At 70.5% G+C, this 17565-nt stretch carries 14 protein-coding genes; 10 read left to right on the forward strand and 4 right to left on the reverse strand.

Annotated features, from left to right (window positions below; all coding sequences use genetic code 11):
* Nucleotides 1-6 precede the first annotated feature (6 nt).
* The gene (locus I5803_RS09615) at nt 7-705 is read left to right on the forward strand and encodes an NfeD family protein (protein WP_196986149.1); all 699 of its coding nucleotides are present in this window, start codon (nt 7-9) and stop codon (nt 703-705) included.
* A gap of 12 nt (nt 706-717) precedes the next feature.
* Here I5803_RS09615 and I5803_RS09620 read toward each other — a convergent pair whose 3' ends face one another.
* Nucleotides 718-1476, reverse strand: a complete 759-nt coding sequence (locus I5803_RS09620) for an ATP-binding response regulator (protein ID WP_196986150.1) — start codon at nt 1474-1476, stop codon at nt 718-720.
* Nucleotides 1477-2028: 552 nt separating this feature from the next.
* On the opposite strand from I5803_RS09620, the gene I5803_RS09625 reads away from it, so the two are divergent.
* The 3 genes from I5803_RS09625 to rsgA all read left to right on the forward strand — a co-directional run bounded on the left by I5803_RS09625 (nt 2029) and on the right by rsgA (nt 7046).
* A complete protein-coding gene (locus I5803_RS09625; RefSeq protein WP_196986151.1) occupies nt 2029-3390 on the forward strand; it encodes a glycosyl hydrolase family 8 in 1362 nt (453 codons plus the stop codon).
* Between the two features lie 93 nt (nt 3391-3483).
* Nucleotides 3484-5664 carry a C1 family peptidase gene (locus I5803_RS09630; RefSeq protein WP_196986152.1) on the forward strand — a complete coding sequence of 727 codons (2181 nt, stop codon included), beginning with the start codon at nt 3484-3486 and terminating at the stop codon, nt 5662-5664.
* Nucleotides 5665-5975: 311 nt separating this feature from the next.
* Nucleotides 5976-7046, forward strand: a complete 1071-nt coding sequence (rsgA, locus tag I5803_RS09635) for a ribosome small subunit-dependent GTPase A (protein WP_196986153.1) — start codon at nt 5976-5978, stop codon at nt 7044-7046.
* A gap of 12 nt (nt 7047-7058) precedes the next feature.
* Here rsgA and I5803_RS09640 read toward each other — a convergent pair whose 3' ends face one another.
* A complete protein-coding gene (locus I5803_RS09640) occupies nt 7059-8090 on the reverse strand; it encodes a response regulator transcription factor (RefSeq protein ID WP_196986154.1) in 1032 nt (343 codons plus the stop codon).
* A 55-nt stretch (nt 8091-8145) separates the two neighbouring features.
* Between I5803_RS09640 and I5803_RS09645 the strand changes: the two genes are divergently transcribed.
* From I5803_RS09645 to I5803_RS09655, 3 genes are all read left to right on the forward strand, one after another.
* Nucleotides 8146-9048: an alpha/beta fold hydrolase gene (locus tag I5803_RS09645; protein WP_196986155.1), complete on the forward strand. Its 903-nt coding sequence runs from the start codon at nt 8146-8148 to the stop codon at nt 9046-9048.
* Between the two features lie 17 nt (nt 9049-9065).
* The gene (locus tag I5803_RS09650) at nt 9066-10787 is read left to right on the forward strand and encodes a tetratricopeptide repeat protein (protein WP_196986156.1); all 1722 of its coding nucleotides are present in this window, start codon (nt 9066-9068) and stop codon (nt 10785-10787) included.
* A 207-nt stretch (nt 10788-10994) separates the two neighbouring features.
* Nucleotides 10995-11144 carry a hypothetical protein gene (locus tag I5803_RS09655; protein ID WP_196986157.1) on the forward strand — a complete coding sequence of 50 codons (150 nt, stop codon included), beginning with the start codon at nt 10995-10997 and terminating at the stop codon, nt 11142-11144.
* Nucleotides 11145-11157: 13 nt separating this feature from the next.
* Here the strand turns inward: I5803_RS09655 and I5803_RS09660 are convergent, their stop codons facing one another.
* Nucleotides 11158-11433: a hypothetical protein gene (locus I5803_RS09660; protein WP_196986158.1), complete on the reverse strand. Its 276-nt coding sequence runs from the start codon at nt 11431-11433 to the stop codon at nt 11158-11160.
* Between the two features lie 138 nt (nt 11434-11571).
* On the opposite strand from I5803_RS09660, the gene I5803_RS09665 reads away from it, so the two are divergent.
* Complete coding sequence (locus I5803_RS09665) at nt 11572-11952, forward strand: RidA family protein (protein WP_196986159.1); 381 nt, start codon at nt 11572-11574, stop codon at nt 11950-11952.
* On the opposite strand, the gene I5803_RS09670 is transcribed toward I5803_RS09665, so the two are convergent.
* Nucleotides 11933-13129, reverse strand: a complete 1197-nt coding sequence (locus I5803_RS09670; RefSeq protein WP_196986160.1) for an amidase — start codon at nt 13127-13129, stop codon at nt 11933-11935. The two genes, I5803_RS09665 and I5803_RS09670, sit on opposite strands and share 20 nt — an antisense overlap.
* Nucleotides 13130-13203: 74 nt before the next feature.
* Between I5803_RS09670 and I5803_RS09675 the strand changes: the two genes are divergently transcribed.
* Together I5803_RS09675 and I5803_RS09680 are read left to right on the forward strand one after the other, a co-directional pair.
* Nucleotides 13204-16155, forward strand: a complete 2952-nt coding sequence (locus I5803_RS09675; RefSeq protein ID WP_231402380.1) for a DUF2339 domain-containing protein — start codon at nt 13204-13206, stop codon at nt 16153-16155.
* A complete protein-coding gene (locus tag I5803_RS09680; protein WP_196986161.1) occupies nt 16152-17558 on the forward strand; it encodes a DUF3999 family protein in 1407 nt (468 codons plus the stop codon). The genes I5803_RS09675 and I5803_RS09680 overlap by 4 nt, the downstream gene beginning before the upstream one ends.
* Nucleotides 17559-17565: the final 7 nt, after the last annotated feature.

The raw sequence follows: 17565 nt of genomic DNA on the forward strand, positions 1-17565 counted from the left end.
GGCGCGATGCATTTGCTGCGGGGCATCGTCGTTCACGGCTTCGGCCTGGCGTGCGCACTGGCCATGGCGTCGCTTCCGGCGCGCGCAGGCAGCGTGAGGGTTTCGGGCGACACCATCACCTTCGATGGACGCATCGACCGCACGTCCGCCGCGCAGTTCCTGCAGCTGCTGCAGGACCCGCAGGTCACGCGGCTCGTCATCACCTCGCGCGGCGGCCTCGTCGACCCGGCCCTGGACATGGCCGAAGCCATCCACGAACGGCAACTGGACGTGGAGGTGCCCGCCGACTGCCTGTCCTCCTGCGCCAACTACATCTTCCCCGCGGCACGCAGGAAACGCCTCGGCTGGCCCGGCGCCGTGGCCTGGCACGGCAACATGACGCACGTGCTCTACCTGCAGCAGACCGGCCAAGCCGCCTGGAGCGACGAACGGATGGCCGACGCCCGCCGCCTCGCCCGGCGCGAAGCAGCGTTCTTCCAGCGCATCGGCGTCGACGGCTTCATCTGCTGGTTCGGCAAGATCGCCCCTTATGACGCCGAGGCCTTCTATTACCTGTCGCCATCGGACATGGAGAAGTTCGGCGTCCGCGACGTCACCCTGGAAACCGCGCAGGCGCCCGAGCCCGGGCCCGAAGGCCTGCGGCAGGTCGCAGTCGAAGGGGATGCCCGCGGGATCCCGCGCCCGTTCGTCCGGCTGGACGACTGAGCGGGCTCCCCGTCAGGGCCTGCCGGCGGGGTCGAGCCGCGCGACGGCGACGCTCGCGTGCTCATCGGGATGCGGGCTGACGCTCCATTCCACGGGCACCGCGCCGCGACGGCCGGCGCTCAACGGGAATTTCCCCGTCCAGGACGTGCCGGACCATCCGGCGGCCAGGGCTTCGACCCGCACCGTCCAGTCCACCGGCACCAGCTTGCTCAGGTGCACGCCGGTCAGGCGCTGGCGGTGTGTCTGGGCCAGTTCGGCAAACGCCGCATTCACTTCCAGCAGTTCCCCCGAGGCTCCCACCAGGGCGATGGCGCTGGACGCACCTTCGAAAATTCCCCGGAAGCGCCGGTCCTGCGCGGCCAGGTACGTCATCTCCGTACGCGCGCGGATGAGGGCGTCGAGCGTCGCCACCAGCACGGAAGGCTCGACCGGGCTCACGTAATAGGCATCGGCGCCGGCCCCCAGACCGTTGACCATGTCGTTCGTGCCGACGTGGATGGCCGAGACGTGCACCACCGGGATGGTGCGGGTCGCGGGATCGGCCCGCAGCAGCCGGCACACCTCGAAGCCGTGCAGGTCCGGCAGGTGGACGTCCAGCACGACAGCCGACACGCCCTGCCGAGCCATCTGCAGGCCCGCGGCGCCCGTGGCGCACTCCAGGACCTGGAACCCGGCGGCGCGCACGGCCCGGCAGGTGGCGTAGCGCGCGGCCGGATGGTCGTCCACGACCAGCACCGTGTGGGCGGCATGGTCCTGATGTGCTACGGACATGTGAATCGGTTTTCTCTGTGATTACCCTGCCCCCGAGGATAGCTCTTCCGTGGCCCCCCTGCGCGCCCGCCGCCGGCCTTTACCCGCGATTCACGGCCGCCCAAGCCGGTGAGAAATTGCAACTTCTACGGCCGAGCCTGCGCGCGACCCTGTGGCTCGGCCGTTTTTAGTTCGCGATGCGCACATGCCTCGGCCGTACGGAACGGGGGTCCTCATCCGTAGATTCGGCTGAGCCTGCGGTGCGTTGGCTCATCTTTTTGCCTTTGCCCGCATGCATTTCGTGAAATGGCCGAGCGCGCATTCGTGACGAATTCACGGCTAACAATTGCCGAGCCTCCTTACATTCGTAGGCGCGAGCCTATCGCCATGTCGGACTTCTCCTACTACAGTCGCGGCTCTCGCTGAGGTTGCGCCGAGCTCGATGCAAGTGGATCGCCGAACAGGCACACACATCGTCACGCTGGTGGACGGAGCCGCAGCTCATCTTTCAACAGGGCCCTGGGTCAGCAGTACATGCCCCGCCCGGCCTCCCCTCCTTACAACTTGTTGAACATGAGAAGACGCTTTTTTCTCCAATCCGCTACCTCTGCCGCTGTTGTCGCCCTGACGGGTTGCGGCGGCGGTGGTGGCGGCGGCACGGTGGCAGCCACCGGCACCGACTCCGCATACACCCCCCCGGCCGCGGCGCCGGTTGCCGGCACCCAGCAGCCGCTGTCCGCCACGGCCACTCCCAGCGCGGCGGCCGCCTATCCCTTCGGCGCGCGCCTCGACAAGTACGCCGCCGGCATCGCCCCGTCGCAGAGCGCCGAGTCGATGGACACGCTGCTCAAGACGCAATACTCCGCCTGGAAGGCCGCGCGCATCGTCGACGCGAGCTCCATCGTCGCGGGCGGCTATGCGGTGCTGTTCTCCAATTCCTCCTACATGACCGTGTCCGAGGGCATGGGCTACGGCATGCTGCTGGCCGCGCTCTTCGCCGGCCACGATCCCCAGGCGCAGCAACTGTTCGACGGCCTGCTGGCCGTGGTGCGTGCCCGCCCCGCGTACGCGGTGATCCCGTTCGACCCGAACGGCAAGTACCTGAACGAATGGCGCATCAACGCCAACGGCACCTCCGGCGGCGAAGGCTGGAGCGCGATGGACGGCGACCTCGACATCGCCATGGCCCTGCTGATGGCCGACCGCCAGTGGGGCTCCAGCGGGACGTGGAACTACCTGCAGGAAGGCAAGAACACCATCGAGGCGCTGAAGACCTGGAGCATGAACCCCGACGGCTCCACGCGGGGCCTGCCGAGCGCGAAGAACAACCGCACCTCCGACTACATGATCGGCCACTTTCGCGCATTCGCGGCCGCCACCGGCGACAAGCTGTGGGACAAGGCCGTCGACAAGGCGTACAAGCTGCTCAACCGCATGCAGACGGTGTACTCGCCCGTGGGACTCATGCCCGACTTCGTCATGAACACCGACAACGACGACGGCGCGCAGCCCTCCACCGGCTACATCGGCGACGGCAACGACAAGGAAGGCTACTTCTGGTGGAACGCCTGCCGCAACCCGTGGCGCTTCTCCTCGGACTTCGTGCTGTCGGGCGACACGCGCTTCCAGCAGATCACGGGCCGCATGATCGACTTTTTCCAGTCGTCCTCCAAGGGCGACCCGGCGAACATCGGCATGGGCTATGCCCTGGATGGCACCATCCTCATGGGCGGCAACTTCCCGGGCGGCAACAGCGCGGCCTACCACGGCCCGATCTGCGCGGGCGCCTGCGTCGACGCGCGCTTCCAGGGCTTCCTGGACACGATGTGGAACTGGAACGCCACCCACCTGACCACCGGCTACTACGACAGCGAGATCCAGCTGCTGTCGATGGCGGTGGCCTCGGGCAACTGGTGGTCGACCGCCAAGCGATAAGCACCGGTTTCCTCCCCAGAATGGAGGTTGCGGCGCACGCCGCGCGGGCCTAGCATGACCTTCCCGTGCACATGGCATGGGAAGGGGTAGCACATGACTCAGGCGACTGCACGGCGCTTCGATGCGCGTCCCGACCGGCTGGACCTGCGCGATCTTCCCTACCGCGCGCCGCTGCGCTCGCTGCCCGCGGTCTACCCGCCCAACGACGAAGTGGACCGCTTCATCGCAAGCTACGTCGCGCAGGGCCTGGTGCTGGACCAGGGCAACCAGGGCGCCTGCACCGGATTCGGCCTCGCCTGCGTCACCAACTACCTGTTCTGGACGCGGCATATCCAGGACGACGTCAAGGTCCCCTTCCTCCCGGTCAGCCCGCGCATGCTCTACGAGCTCGCCAAGCGCTACGACGAATGGCCGGGCGTGGACTACGAAGGCTCCAGCTGCCGCGGCGCGCTCAAGGGCTGGCACAAGCACGGCGTGTGCAGCCAGGACGAGTGGCCCTACGTGCTGGGGAAGGACGGCACGCCGAAATTCGTGCGGCCCGGTGCGAAGTGGGCGGAGGACGCCGCGCGCCGGCCGCTCGGCGTGTACTACCGCATCGACCGCAACTCGGTGGTAGACCTGCAGGCGGCGATCGTCAACATCGGCGCGATCTACGTGTCGGCGACGGCCCACGACGGCTGGGACGCGCTGGCGGCGAAGCGCGCGACGGCCGCACCCAAGAAGCATGCGGACCTGAACGACATCGCGCCCATCACCGATCCCAGGAGCCGCGGCGGCCACGCCTTCGCGCTCGTGGGCTACAACGAGCGCGGCTTCGTGGTGCAGAACTCCTGGGGCACTAAGTGGGGCGCGTCCGGCTTCGCGGTGCTGCCCTACGACGACTGGATCGTGAACGCGACGGATGCCTGGGCCTGCGCGCTCGGCGTGCCCGCCTTCGTGCGCGCGACGGGCAAGGCCTCCGCGCGGCCGATGGTCGCCTCGCGCTGGCGCGTCGGGCGCGGCGGCTCGCTCACGGGCCTGGACCGCAGCACGCGGCAGGACGACAACCCCGCCGACGACCCGTGGCCGCTCGACCATCCCTTCGCCCACAAGCCGTACGAGCCCTGGTCCACCGACTCGGCGTACCGACACACGCTGGTGACGGGCAACAACGGCGAGCTCGCCGCGACCGACTTCACGCGCGACGCCGGCGACAAGGAGGGCCTCGCCGAGGAGATCGTGCGCATCGCGCCGCAGCAGTGGATGCCCGCGCAGGACAAGGTGCTGAAGGTGGTGGTGTACGCGCACGGCGGCCTCAACAGCGAGGACGAATCCATCAAGCGCATCCGCGTGCTCGGCCCGTGCTTCGAGGCCAACGGCGTCTATCCGGTCTTCATGACCTGGAAGACCGGCGTGGGCGAGACGCTCTCGCAGATCGCACAGGACTGCGCCGCGCGCGTGCTCGGCGACGAGGCCGCGCGCTCGAAAGGCATCCTCGACGCGCTGGGCGACGCGAAGGACCGCGCGGTCGAAGCGCTCGCGCACGTGCTGGGCAAGGGCCTGTGGACGGAGATGCGCGGCAACGCGGCGGATTCCGTGCAAACCGGCCACGGCCTGGACCTGCTGCTGCGCAACCTCGCGGCACTCGCGGACGACCTCGCGCAAAAAGGCAAGACACTGGAGCTGCATCTCGCGGGGCATTCGGCCGGCTCCATCCTGCTTGGCCACTTCGTCTCCGCGGCCGCGGGCGCGCAAGGCGCGGCCGGCGCGCCGCCGCTGCGCGTGAGGACGACGACGCTGTTCGCGGCCGCGTGTTCGTCTGCATTCGCGAACGCGCACTACGTGGCGGCGGCGGATGCGGGCGTCCTGAATCTCTCGTCGCTGTGGCTCTACGTGCTGTCCGACGCGAACGAGAAATCTGACGCGCTGCCCTCGCCCTCGCTGCCGGCGTACGGCAAGTCGCTGCTGTACCTCGTCTCGCGGGCGCTCGACGACGTGCGCAAGATGCCGCTGCTCGGCATGGAACGCGCGCAGCGCGCCGACTACGAGCAGGACGACGACCAGTGGGACGCCGGCCAGCTCGCGGAAATCCAGCGCTGGCGCGCGCGCTGGCCGGGCGCGAAGCCGGCCTTGCTGCGCACCGTCGACACGCCGGAGGTGATCACCACGAAGGCCAACGACCACATCGCGTCATCGCACGGCTCCTTCGACAACAACATCGACGCCGTCGGCGAGACCATCGCGCGCATCCGCGGCGCCAGGCTCGTCGCGCCCCTGGAGTGGTTGGACTATTGACATCCCGGCGGCGCGAGGTGCACACTCGCGCCTTCCCTCAACACCACAGGAGACCAAGCCATGAACCAGATGCCCCTTGCCCTCCTGTCGGCCGCCTGACCCTGCGTCGCTCCCCGGCTTTCCAGCCGCCTGCATCGCGCCCTAGCGCGACGCGCCTCTTTTGACCCGGTCTCGCTGATCGCCCCCGATCGCCGCGCCTAGCGGCCGACCCACGCCCTTGCTGCTTCCGCCCGCTGCGCGCCTTCGCGCAGGCGGCATGTGCGCGCCCACGCGCGCCCGATCCCCGCATCAACCGATTCCAAAAAGACACCATGATCGATTTTCAATTCGAGACGCTGAGCCGTATCGGGCTCACTCCCCTCATCGCCAACCAGTTCGCGGCGATCGAGGACAGCGGCGAATCCGCGGCACGCCCCATGCGGATCGTCGAAACGCAGCGCGACTGGTTCACGCTGCACGACGGGCTGGAAGAGCGCCTCGCCCGCACGCTGCCGCGCGTGCTGCATGCGCTGCAGGCGCAGGGCGACACGCTCACCATCGGCGACTGGGTGCTGGTGGAAACCGACGCGCACCAGGACCACTGGATCACGCGCCGCGCGCCGCCGGTCACGCAGATCGCGCGGCGCGCGAACGACGGGCGCAGGCAGCCGCTCGCGAGCAACGTCGACACCGCCCTGCTCGTGATGGGCCTGGACGCGGACTTCAACGCGCGCCGCATCGAGCGCTACATCGCGCTCGTGCGCGCCTGCGGCGTGGCCTGCGTCGTCGTGCTCACCAAGGCCGACGCCGTGGGCGATGCGCACGGCAAGGTGGCGCTGCTGCGCGAGCGCATGCCGGACGACCTGCCCATCCTCGCCGTCAACGGCACGAGCGCCGACGCGCGGCTCGCGCTCGCGCCGTGGCTGGGCGCCGGGCAGACGCTCGTGCTGCTCGGCTCCTCCGGCGCGGGCAAGTCCACGCTCACGAACACGCTGACGATGGAGGCCGCGCAGGACACCGGCGCGGTGCGCCGAGGCGACGGGCGCGGGCGGCACACCACGACGGCGCGATCCATGCACCTGTGCCCGGAAGGCGCGTGCATCATCGACACGCCGGGGCTACGCACCTGGCGCCCCGATGCGGATGCGCAGGCGCTCGCCTCCACCTTCGACGACGTGCAGCGGCTCGCGCCCGCGTGCCGGTTTCGCGATTGCACGCATCGCGGCGAGCCGGGCTGCGCGGTGCGCGACCACGTGTCCGGGGACCGCCTGCTCAACATGCGCAAGCTGATGCGCGACGCGCAGCGCAGCGAGCAGACGCCGCTGGAGCGCATCGCGCAGCGCAGGAAGTGGAAGGCGCTCGGCAAGGCGGGAAACCAGCGCGCGAAGGAGAAGCGGCGATGAGCGGCCGGCGCTTCAACGCACGCGAAAGAAGGGCTCCTGCGCGTCGGAGCCTTCTTCGCCTGGCGCCAACGCGTTCGCGCTTTCCAAGTCAGCCCGCAAGACCTCCGCCGCGACGACAGCCCAGCCCCGCGATCGCGCGATGTCGCGCAGGACCTGGGCTTCCAGGTACGCGCTTCCGCCCACCAGCTGCGTCGACGCACCGCCCAGCATCGGGTCCGCCACCTGCACCAGGCTCACCGGGCCGCGTGCCAGGGCCTGCACCGGCACCGCGCGCACGAGGGATTCGGTGGCGCGCCACGCATGCGCGACCGCCTCGCCCGGCTCCTGGAACGCGACGTCGGCCGGGAACACCGCCAGGATGTCGTTGCCGCAGGGCAGGACGTGCTGCGCGCCGAAAAGCGTGAGCTGGTCGCGCGCGAACTGGTAGGCCGCGCGCATCTCGTCGGCTTCGCTGAAGCCGGGGCTCGCGGGCAGCGGGCCCGCGAACACGCCCACCAGCACCAGCACCGCGTCGGCGAACTGGAGCTGCACGTTCGCCTGGTCCTTGTTCGTCCAGCGCGCATTGAGCTCGTTGAGGAGTTGCACTTCGTAGCGCAGGCTCAGCTCGTTCTTCTGCGACTGCATGGCGGCCTCGAGATCCGTCAGCGCGCTGCGCGCGGCCTGCGATTCGCGCTGCACGCGCTTGCCCACCAGGCCCTGCACCGCCTCGACCAGCTCCGCGAACTTGAAGGGCTTGGTGAGGTAGTCGTCCGCGCCGCTGCGCATGCCCTTGCGAACATCCGCGCGCTCGGCGAGCGAGGTGAGCAGCAGCACCGGGATGCCGGCCAGCTGCGCGTCGCCTCGCAGCGCGGCGAGGAACTCGTAGCCGTCCATGCGCGGCATCACGACGTCGCAGGCGATCACGTCGGGCAGGCGCGCGCGCGCCTGCGCGAGGCCCTCGATGCCGTCCACCGCCTCGATGACCTTGTGGCCGGCTTTCTCGAGGCTGAACTTCGCCGCGAAACGCTGCGTGGTTTCGTCTTCGACGATGAGGATGAGGGCCATGCGCGTATGGTAGCCATGCGCCACAATGCCGCCCACACCCTGGAGTGCCTTCGCCATGACACCGCTTCGCGAGATCGCCGCCGGTCCCCTGTCCATCGCCTTCCACGAGACAGGGCCTGCCTCGGGGTCGCCGGTGTTCCTGATGCATGGTTTCCCCTACGACATCCATGCGTACGAAGAGGTGGCGCCGATGCTCGCGGCGGCGGGCTGCCGGGTCATCGTGCCCTACCTGCGCGGCTACGGGCCGACGCGCTTCCTCGATGCCGCGACGCCGCGCTCGGGCGAGCAGGCGGCCCTGGGCGCGGACCTGCTGGCGCTGATGGATGCATTGGCCGTGCCCCGGGCCGTGCTGGCCGGTTACGACTGGGGCGGTCGCGCCGCGTGCGTGGTCGCGGCCCTGTGGCCGCAGCGCTGCGCGGGCCTCGTCTCCTGCAACAGCTACAACATCCAGGACATCGCGAAGGCGATGCGCCCGCTCGACCCGTCGGGCGAGCACAGCCTCTGGTACCAGTACTACTTCCACAGCGAGCGCGGCCGCGCGGGGCTGGCGCAGCACCGCCGCGAATTCAATCGGCTGCTGTGGCGGCTGTGGTCGCCGACCTGGCCTTTCGACGACGCCACCTACGAGCGCACCGCGCCCGCCTTCGACAACCCGGACTTCGTCGACGTGGTGATCCAGTCCTATCGCCATCGCTTCGGCCTCGCGGCCGGCGATCCGGCCTATGCAGGGATCGAAGCGCGCCTGGCCGCCCAGCCCGTGATCACCGTTCCCGCCATCACATTCGACGGCGCCGACGACGGCGTGCGGCCACCGGCCCCGGCGCAGGCCCATGCGCGCCAGTTCAGCGGGCCACGCTCGCATCGCGTCGTGCCCGGGGTCGGGCACAACGTGCCGCAGGAAGCGCCGCGGCTGTTTGCGGATGCGGTGCTGGAACTGGTATCGTCCTTGCGGGCCTGAAGCCGAGGAGGGTCTCCATGAAGAACACCGCATTCCGCCTGCGTCCCGTCGCCGCCTCCGTGGCGGTGCTCGCACTGCTCACATCCTGCGCGAGCCTGCTGCCTTTCATGCCCGACCCGAACGCGCGCGCGCCGGTGCTCCACGGCTACGGGCAGATCCATATCCCGATCACCACGAGCTCCCCGCGCGCGCAGGAACTCTTCAACCAGGGCGTTCTGCAGGCCTATGCCTTCAACGAAGTCGAGGCGGTGCGGATCTTCAAGGCCGCGCTCGCGCAGGACTCCGGTTGCGCGATGTGCGCGTGGGGCGTGGCGTGGCAGCTCGGGCCCAACATCAACAATTCCGACCGCGACAACAACGCCGAGGCCCTGCAATACGTCGGCTATGCGCTCAAGCGCCTGGACCACGCGACACCGCGCGAACGCGCGCTCGTCGAATCGCTGGCGCTGCGCTACGGACACAGCAGCGTCGCGCGCGAGACCGCGCCGCTGATGGCCGACATGTGCGGCAAGGGCGCGCAGGACGAGGACGACGAGAAGGCGCATCCGCTGGACGTCGCCTACGCGCAGCGGATGCGCACGCTCGCCGACCGCTACCCGCAGGATGCGGACATCCTGTCGCTCTACGCCGAGGCCGAGATCATCTCGACCGAGGGCCCCGTGATGTGGCAGAAATCCGGGCAGCCCGTGGGCCGCATCGGCGAGGTCGCCGACCGCCTCGAGCGCGCACTCGCGCTGCACCCCGACCACACGGGACTCAACCACTACCTCATCCACGTCGCCGATGCGCTGCCCGTTGCGAGCCGCGCCGTGGCCGCCGCTGACAAGCTGGGACGCCTCGCGCCGCAGTCGCCGCACCTCGTGCACATGCCCGCGCACACCTTCGTCCACGTCGGGCGCTACGCCGAGGCGGCGCGCGTCAACGAGCGCGCGCTCGAGGCCGACGCCACGCTCGCCGCCACCGAGAAGGCGCAGGATTTCAGCGTGAGCAAGGACTGGCGCGGGCACAACACGCACTTCCTCTGGTACGCCGCGCTCATGGCGGGCCGCGAGGATGCGGCGCTGACCGCGGCGCGTGCCATGGCCCTGCGCGCCGCCGCCGCGAAGAACATCATGGGCGAGTACGTGCGCAGCCTGCCGCTCATCACGCTCGTGCGCATGGAGAACTGGGAGGCCGCGCTGGCGGAGCCGCAGGCGCCGGGCGACAAGGGCCTGGCAAAAGCCTGGATGGAATACGCGCACGGCATCGCGCAGGTGCGGCTGGGCCGCATGGACGAGGCGCGCCAGTCGCTCGCGCACCTGCAGGAAGTGGCCGCCACCACGCGCAAGGCGAACGACGGCAAGTCGGGCATGCACAGGAACGTGCGCTCCATGCTCGACATGGCGCAAAGCGGGCTCGAAGCGGAAGTGGCCCTGGCCGACAAACGCTTCGACGATGCGGAGAAGCTGCAGGCGCAGGCCATGGCCGCGAGCGTGAAGGTCGATGCACGCGAACCGCCGCTGCTCGCGGACGGCACGCGTGTCGCGCTGGGCGGCCTCCAGGCGCGCGCGGGACGTTGGCCGCAGGCCGAGGCGACCTACCGGCAGGCGCTGGCCGAACATCCGGGCAGCGGCTGGGCATTGCGCGGGCTTGCGACGTCGCTGAGCGCCCAGGGCAAAGCCGCCGAGGCCGCGGCCGTGCGCGCGGAGCTGTCAAAAAGTTGGTCCGAAGCGAGCCCGAACCTGCGCGACCGTGTGTGAAACGCTGCAAGTTGTGTGCGGCACACCACACTCGAGCGCACGTCACGGGGCATGATTTCGCGCCAGCCCGTCCATGGGAAAGCGCGTGCCGGCGCGGGCCCCGGCGGATCTCGTCGCGCGCGCCGACACGCCGTGTCGGAAAAGGGCGCGTAGTCACTGGAAACACACCTACAGGGTGTGGCTCTGCGGCTTCGCACCATACGCTACATGAAGATACTCAATTTCATTCATGTCACGGTAGCTCAGGCCTTCTACTCGTGGGCGCTGCGCGAGATCAACCCCCTGCACCCCGACGTGCCGCGCATCATGATGCGCAGGCAGGAGCTCGAGGACAAGGCCCGCCGCGTCTTTGCCTGATCCGTATCCCGGATCAATGCTTGGTCGTCGTGCTGGTGTTGCTCGTGCCGTTCGTCGTGCTGTTGGCCGTGGTCGACTGCGCGGCAGCCTGCTCTTCGGCGGCCTTCTTGTTTGCGCGATGCTTGCCCACCAGGCAACCCACGGCCGCGCCTGCCAGCCCATGATGGCCGGCGACGTGGCCCGCGGCCCCGCCCACGGCGGCGCCCTTCAGGCAGCCCTTGGCGCTCGCAGCGCCTGACGCGGCGGTCAGCGCCGCAAAAACACAGATCGCGATCGTTTGGGTTTTCATGTTGTGGTGTCCCAGGTTGGTTGCTTCGATCACCCACTATCGCGCCCCATCGCAGCGCCCCGGGTCGGCAAGCAGACCCTCCCCTTGTAGGTGCAGTCTTCACTGTCTTCCTTGCGGCTCGTGCGTAGAATTCGCGCCATGACCCGCCGACTCATCAGCTCCGGCTCCACTTTCGAAGCGCAGATCGGCTACTCGCGCGCCGTGGTCGACGGCGAATGGGTGTTCGTCTCGGGCACCACCGGCTTCGACTACGCGAAGATGGAAATCCAGGACGGCGTGGTCGAACAGGCCGAGCAGTGCATGAAGAACATCGAGTCCGCGCTGCAGCAAGCCGGCTCCAGCCTGCGCGACGTGGTGCGCGTGACCTACGTCCTGCCGAAGGCGGATGAGTTCGAGTCGTGCTGGCCCGTGCTGCGCAGGTATTTCGGCGAGATCCGCCCGGCCGCGATGATGATCTCCGCGGGCCTGGCCGATCCGCGCATGCGTATCGAGATCGAAGTCACCGCTCGAAAGCGCTGAGCGCGCCTTCCAGGAAGGCGCCGGCCGCCAGGCACAGGCTGTCCAGGCCGCGCGGCGCGATCACCTGCAAACCCATCGGCCGGCCGTGGATGCCGGTAGCTCCCGGCACGGACAGGCAGGGCGTGCCGAGCAAAGTCCACGCGCGGTTGAAGGTGGACGCACCCGTGCTGCCGAATCCTTCCGGCGGTTCGTCCGGCGCGCTCGGCGTGAGCAGCACGTCGATCCCGTCGAACCACGCGTCGCCGCGCGCGCGCGCGACGCCCGCCGTCGCCTGCGCATCCGCGTACTGCGCGTCGCTCACCTTCATCGCGCCCGCGAGGTACTCGCGCAGCAGCGGCGACAGCATCGCCGCGTGCTCCTCCATTTCACGGCGCAGCGCGCGCGAAGCTTCCCAGCCCTGGATCGCGTCGTGCGCGGTGAAGGCTTCGCCCACCCAGGCCGGCAAGTCGCAGCTCACCACGTTGGCCCCGGCCGCCCGCAAGGCACTGATGGCCCGGCCCATCGCCTGCTGCCCGCTCTGGGAAATCTCCCCCCACGGGTAGGCGCGCGGCACGCCGACGCTCCACCGCCTGAGCGAAGCGGGCAGCGGCGCGGCGATGCGCCCGCCGCTCACGGCCTGCGCGAATTCCGCGACTTCCCCGACCGTGCGCGCGAAAAGGCCCACCGTGTCCAGCGACCACGAGAACGCCTTCATGCCCGAGGTCGGCAGCAGGTCGAAGCCGGGCTTGAACCCCGCGATGCCGCAATACGACGCCGGGCGCACGGTGGAGCCGCCCGTCTGCGACCCGATCGCGAGCGGCACCATTCCCGCCGCGACCGCGGCGGCGGACCCTGCCGACGATCCGCCCGGGGTGCACCCGTGGGCGGCCGGGTTGAGCGTGGCTGCCGGCTGCAGGTACGCGAATTCCGTGGTGACGGACTTGCCGACGATCACGCCGCCGGCGCGGCGGATGATGCCCACCATCGCGGCCTCGCTCGCGGGGCGATGGCGCGCGTAGATGGCGGACCCGTACGCCGTGGGCAGGTCGGCCGTGTCGAAGATGTCCTTGACGGCGACCAACCTGCCCGCGAGCGGCCCCTGCGCGGCGGACTGCGCGCGCTGCACGGCGGCGTCCTCCTGGAGCGATGCGAAAGCGTGTAGCTGCCTGTCTTCCTGGCGGATGCGTGCGATGTCCATCGCCCCATTGTCGCCACTGGACGCGGGCGCCGCACGAGGCGAGACGCCTAGTAGCAAGTTCTTATACTGCACGGATGAGCATCCCCGGCGAGGCGCCAGGGGGCGCCACAGTCGCCGCCGGCGGCTGGACGTATCGAGGATGGAGGCACGACATGGTGCTGTGGGGCGCAATCTGGGGAGCGGTGCTCGGGCTTTTGTGGCACGGGTACGGCTGGGAATGGCAAACAGTGGCCGGCGCGCTTCTCGGCGCATTGGCCGGGCGCATGCTGCGAAACGCGGTGCGCCGCGAGGTCGAGGCGACGCAGGCGCGCCTCGGCGCGCAGGCCGGCGCGGACAAACCGCCGGCCCCGGCGCCCATCGCCGCGCCGGCACCGGTCGGCACACCGGCCGCCATGGCGCCGGTCGCAGCGTCCGCGCCCCGCGCGCCGGCGCCGCCGGATTTCCAGGAGACCTTCCCGCAGGAGGCGGCCGCGGTCCAGCCGACCGCCGCCGCGTCCGTGGCGGCGCCTGCAGCCAGGCCGTCTGCGCCCCCGCAACCCGATGTCTTCACGCTGCTCGCGGGCAAGGCGCGCGATTGGCTGTTCGGCGGCAACACGGTCGTGCGCATGGGCGTGCTGGTGGTCTTCGTCGGGCTCGCCTTCCTGGCGAAGTACGCCATCGACAACTCGTTGCTGCCGCCCGAGCTGCGCCTCGCCGGGATCGCCGCCGCGGGGATCGCCCTGTTCGCCTTCGGCATGCGACTGCGCGGCAAAGCCCCGGACAAGCTCGCTTACGCGCTCACGCTGCAGGGCGCGGGCGTCGCGGTGCTGTACCTCACGGTGTTCGCGGCGTTCCGCCTCTACCAGTTCCTGCCAGCGGGCGCGGCCTTCGCGGCACTGGGCCTCATCTGCGCCTTCGCCGCGGTGATCGCCATCGCGCAGAACGCGATGGCGATGGCTTTCATCGGTTTCGCCGGCGGCTTCGCGGCGCCGCTGCTCGTCTCCACCGGCCAGGGCAGCCACGTCGGCCTTTTCAGCTACTACCTGCTGCTCGGCGTGGCCATCGCGGCCATCGCGTGGGCGAAGGCGTGGCGCGCGCTGAACCTGCTCGGCTTCTTCGCGACCTTCGGCGTCGCCACCGCGTGGGGCGTGCTCAAGTACCGCCCCGAAGACCTCGACACCACCGAGCCTTTCCTCATCGCCTTCTTCCTCGTCTACGTCGCCGCGAGCGTGCTTTACGCGACGCGGCACTCGCTCTCGGCGCGGCGCGCGGTCGACGGCACGCTGGTGTTCGGCGTGCCCATCGTCGCGTTCGGCCTGCAGGCCGGCCTGATGCGCGATATCGACTACGCGCTCGCGTTTTCGTCGCTCGCCATGGGCGCGTTCTACCTGCTGCTGGGCGCGTGGATGGCGCGGCGCAAGCGCGGCGCGGATGCCGCGAGTCGCTGGATGGCCGAGTGTTTCCTGGCGCTCGGGCTGGGCTTCGTCACGCTGGCCGTGCCGCTTGCGCTGGACGCTCGCTGGACGTCCGCCGTGTGGTCCGTCGAAGGCGGGGCCGTGTTCTGGATGGGCCGCCGCCAGGGACGCTGGCTCGCGCGCGCGGCGGGCCTCGCGCTGCAGGCTTTCGCCGCCGTGTCCTTCCTCTCCGCGCTCGAGCACACGCCCGGCGCGCGCGTGGCCCTGCATCCCTTCGCCAACCCGCTCTTCATCGGGCAACTCATGCTGGCCGCCTCCGCGATGGCGATGGCGTGGTGGACGCGCGAACCCGCCCCCTCCGGCGCGATGGGCGAATCGCACTTGGCCCGGTCCTTCGCGGGCATCGAGGCCACGCTCGCGCCCGTGCTCTTCTGGGTCGGTTTCCTGTGGTGGCTCGGCGCGCTGCACGGCGAAGCGGTGCGGCTCGTGCCGGATGCGTTCGGCGCCGCTTCGCCCGTGTTCAGCCGGCCGATGCAGCTTCACCTCCAGATGCTCGCGTGGGTCGCCAGTGCGTTCGCTGCGCACCTGCTGGCATGGCCGGCGCGCCAGCGTCCCTGGCCCATCGCGGCGACGCCGGCCTGGGCCGTGATGCCGCTGCTGCTGTACTACGCGATCCGCGGCGCCGCGAGCATGGACCACGTCTTCATCGAAGGCGGCTGGCTCGCATGGCCCCTCGTGCTGGCCCTGCACTACACGATGCTGCGCAAGCTCGATGCGGGGCCCCCGGCCTCCTGGTGGCCGTGGGTGCACGCGGGCGGCGTGTGGCTCATCGTGCTGCTGGAGGGCAACCTGCTCGTCTTCGCGATCGGGCGCGGCGGCCTCTGGCAGACCGCGTGGGCGACGGTGATCCTGCTGGTCGCGGCCACCCTCGTGCTGCTGCTGCTGTCGCGCAAGCCGTGGTTCGACCGGCCGCGGCCCGGCTGGCCGCTGGACCGGTTCGCGCGCGCCTACCTCTGGCTCGCGGCCGCGCCGCTCGCGGCCGGCGTCGCGGCGGGGAGCCTGCTCGTGGCCGTGTACTCCAGCGGCAACGCGCGCCCCCTGCCCTACGTGCCGCTGCTCAATCCGACGGACCTCGCCGTCGCGCTGGGCCTCGCGGCATGCGCGCTATGGCTGGTGCGTCTGCGGCGCAGCGCACTGGACGTGCCGCGCGCGGCGCATGAAGACGTGTGGCTCTACGCGCTGGCCGGTATCGCCTTCGTCGCCATCAACACCGTGTGGCTGCGCGTCGCGCACCAGTACTTCGGCGTGGCGTGGGATGGGCGCAGCCTTTTCGCGTCCTTCCTCGTGCAGGCGGGTTACTCGATCCTCTGGACGCTGCTCGCGCTCGGCCTCATGGTGGGCGCGCACCGCCGCGCGCTGCGAAACGCGTGGATGCTCGGCGCCGTCCTGCTGGGCGCCACGGTGCTGAAGCTCTTCGTGATCGACCTGTCCAACCGCGGCGGGTCCGAGCGGATCTTCGTGTTCATCGCCGTCGGCGTGCTGATGCTGGTCGTGGGCTACTTCGCACCGCTGCCGCCGGCGCGCGCGAAAGCCGCCCCGGTGGACAGCGAACTGCAGGGAGCCGGGTCATGAAGCGACTCTCCCTGGCGCTCGCGTGGGGCGTGGCGATGTGCGGCGCCCCGGCCGCGTCGGCGCAGGCGCCGCAAGCGCGCGAGTTCGCGTGGCGCGCACCCGTCACGCTGCCCGCAGGCGCGAGCATGGCGCGCATCGACCTGCCAGTGGACGCGCTCGCGCGCCTGCAATCGCGCGACGCGCGCGACGTGCGGGTGTTCAACGCGGCGGGCGAGGCCGTGCCCTTCGCGTTCGCCGGCGCGCCCGCGCATGTGACCGCACCACCTTCCACGACGCAGGCGTTCCCCGCGATGCCGCTGTTCAGCACGAGCGCGCGGCAGTCCCGGCCCGTGGGCGGGGCGATCCAGGTGCAGATCGGGGACGGCCAGCGCTCGGTCTGGGTGCGCACCGACGGGCAGGCGCCGGCGCCCGGCGCCGCCAGAGTCGATTCGGTCATCTTCGACACGCGCGGACTCAAGGAGCCGCTGGCGGCCCTGCAGGTGCAGGCCACCCTGCCCCCCAACACACCTGTGCGCCTGGAGGTTTCCAGCAGCAGCGACCTCGCGAGATGGGACAGCGCCGGCGCGCGCGGCCGCCTCTATCGCTTCGAGGGCGCAGGCGCCCCGGCGAACGACACCCTGCAGCTCGACGCGCCGCTCGTGCTGGAAGGCCGCTACCTGCGGCTCGACTGGGACGGGCAGGAAGGCGTCGCCGTGTCCTCCGTCACGGGCACCACGGGCTCGACCCTCCGGCCACGCGCGCGCCTTCGCACGGCACTGCCCGCGCTGCAGCCCCAGGCACAGGGCCTCGAAGTGCGCGTGCCGTTCGCGACGCCCATCGCCACCTTGTCGCTCGCGACGAACCAGGCCAACAGCCTGCAGCCCGTGCGCATCCTCGGGCGCAACGAGCCGTCGCAACCGTGGCGGGTCCTGGCAAGCACCGTCATCTTCCGACTCGGCTCGGCCGGGAACGAAACGACCAACGAGCCGCTGCCCCTGCATGGCGCGCCGGTGGCGTGGCTGCGCATCGAGTCCACACAGGGAGCGGCGCTTGCGCCCGGAGCCATCACGGCGGCCGCGGAATTCGAGCCGCTTCGCGTGGTCTTCGTCGCCACCGGCGACGCACCGTTCCAGCTGGCGGCGGGGCGGGCCGCCACGCCGCCAGCCGCTTTGCCGCTGTCCACGTTGTCGGCGGCATTGGCAGGCAAGCGCATCGACGACTTGCCGCAGGCCGTCACGGCTGCGGCGGTCACCGGCGGCGATGCGCAGCCCGAGCCCGGCTTCCTGGCGTCGCTGCGCCCCGCCGGGATGACCGAGCGCTCGGCGGTGCTGTGGGCCGTGCTGGTCGCCGGCGTGCTGGTGCTGGGTGCGGTCGCGTGGTCGCTGATGCGCCAGCTCAAGTCGGCCCCGCCGCCGGCGGAGTAGGGAGGGG

It is taken from the genome of Caenimonas aquaedulcis, assembly GCF_015831345.1.
In the GTDB taxonomy this organism is placed as follows: domain Bacteria; phylum Pseudomonadota; class Gammaproteobacteria; order Burkholderiales; family Burkholderiaceae_C; genus Ramlibacter; species Ramlibacter aquaedulcis.

Coding starts and splice junctions, on each gene's coding strand:
- I5803_RS09615 (WP_196986149.1), top strand. CDS start 7: ATGCATTTGCTGCGGGGCATCGTCGTTCACGGCTTCGGCCTGGCGTGC.
- I5803_RS09620 (WP_196986150.1), bottom strand. CDS start 1,476: ATGTCCGTAGCACATCAGGACCATGCCGCCCACACGGTGCTGGTCGTG.
- I5803_RS09625 (WP_196986151.1), top strand. CDS start 2,029: ATGAGAAGACGCTTTTTTCTCCAATCCGCTACCTCTGCCGCTGTTGTC.
- I5803_RS09630 (WP_196986152.1), top strand. CDS start 3,484: ATGACTCAGGCGACTGCACGGCGCTTCGATGCGCGTCCCGACCGGCTG.
- rsgA (WP_196986153.1), top strand. CDS start 5,976: ATGATCGATTTTCAATTCGAGACGCTGAGCCGTATCGGGCTCACTCCC.
- I5803_RS09640 (WP_196986154.1), bottom strand. CDS start 8,090: ATGGCCCTCATCCTCATCGTCGAAGACGAAACCACGCAGCGTTTCGCG.
- I5803_RS09645 (WP_196986155.1), top strand. CDS start 8,146: ATGACACCGCTTCGCGAGATCGCCGCCGGTCCCCTGTCCATCGCCTTC.
- I5803_RS09650 (WP_196986156.1), top strand. CDS start 9,066: ATGAAGAACACCGCATTCCGCCTGCGTCCCGTCGCCGCCTCCGTGGCG.
- I5803_RS09655 (WP_196986157.1), top strand. CDS start 10,995: ATGAAGATACTCAATTTCATTCATGTCACGGTAGCTCAGGCCTTCTAC.
- I5803_RS09660 (WP_196986158.1), bottom strand. CDS start 11,433: ATGAAAACCCAAACGATCGCGATCTGTGTTTTTGCGGCGCTGACCGCC.
- I5803_RS09665 (WP_196986159.1), top strand. CDS start 11,572: ATGACCCGCCGACTCATCAGCTCCGGCTCCACTTTCGAAGCGCAGATC.
- I5803_RS09670 (WP_196986160.1), bottom strand. CDS start 13,129: ATGGACATCGCACGCATCCGCCAGGAAGACAGGCAGCTACACGCTTTC.
- I5803_RS09675 (WP_231402380.1), top strand. CDS start 13,204: ATGAGCATCCCCGGCGAGGCGCCAGGGGGCGCCACAGTCGCCGCCGGC.
- I5803_RS09680 (WP_196986161.1), top strand. CDS start 16,152: ATGAAGCGACTCTCCCTGGCGCTCGCGTGGGGCGTGGCGATGTGCGGC.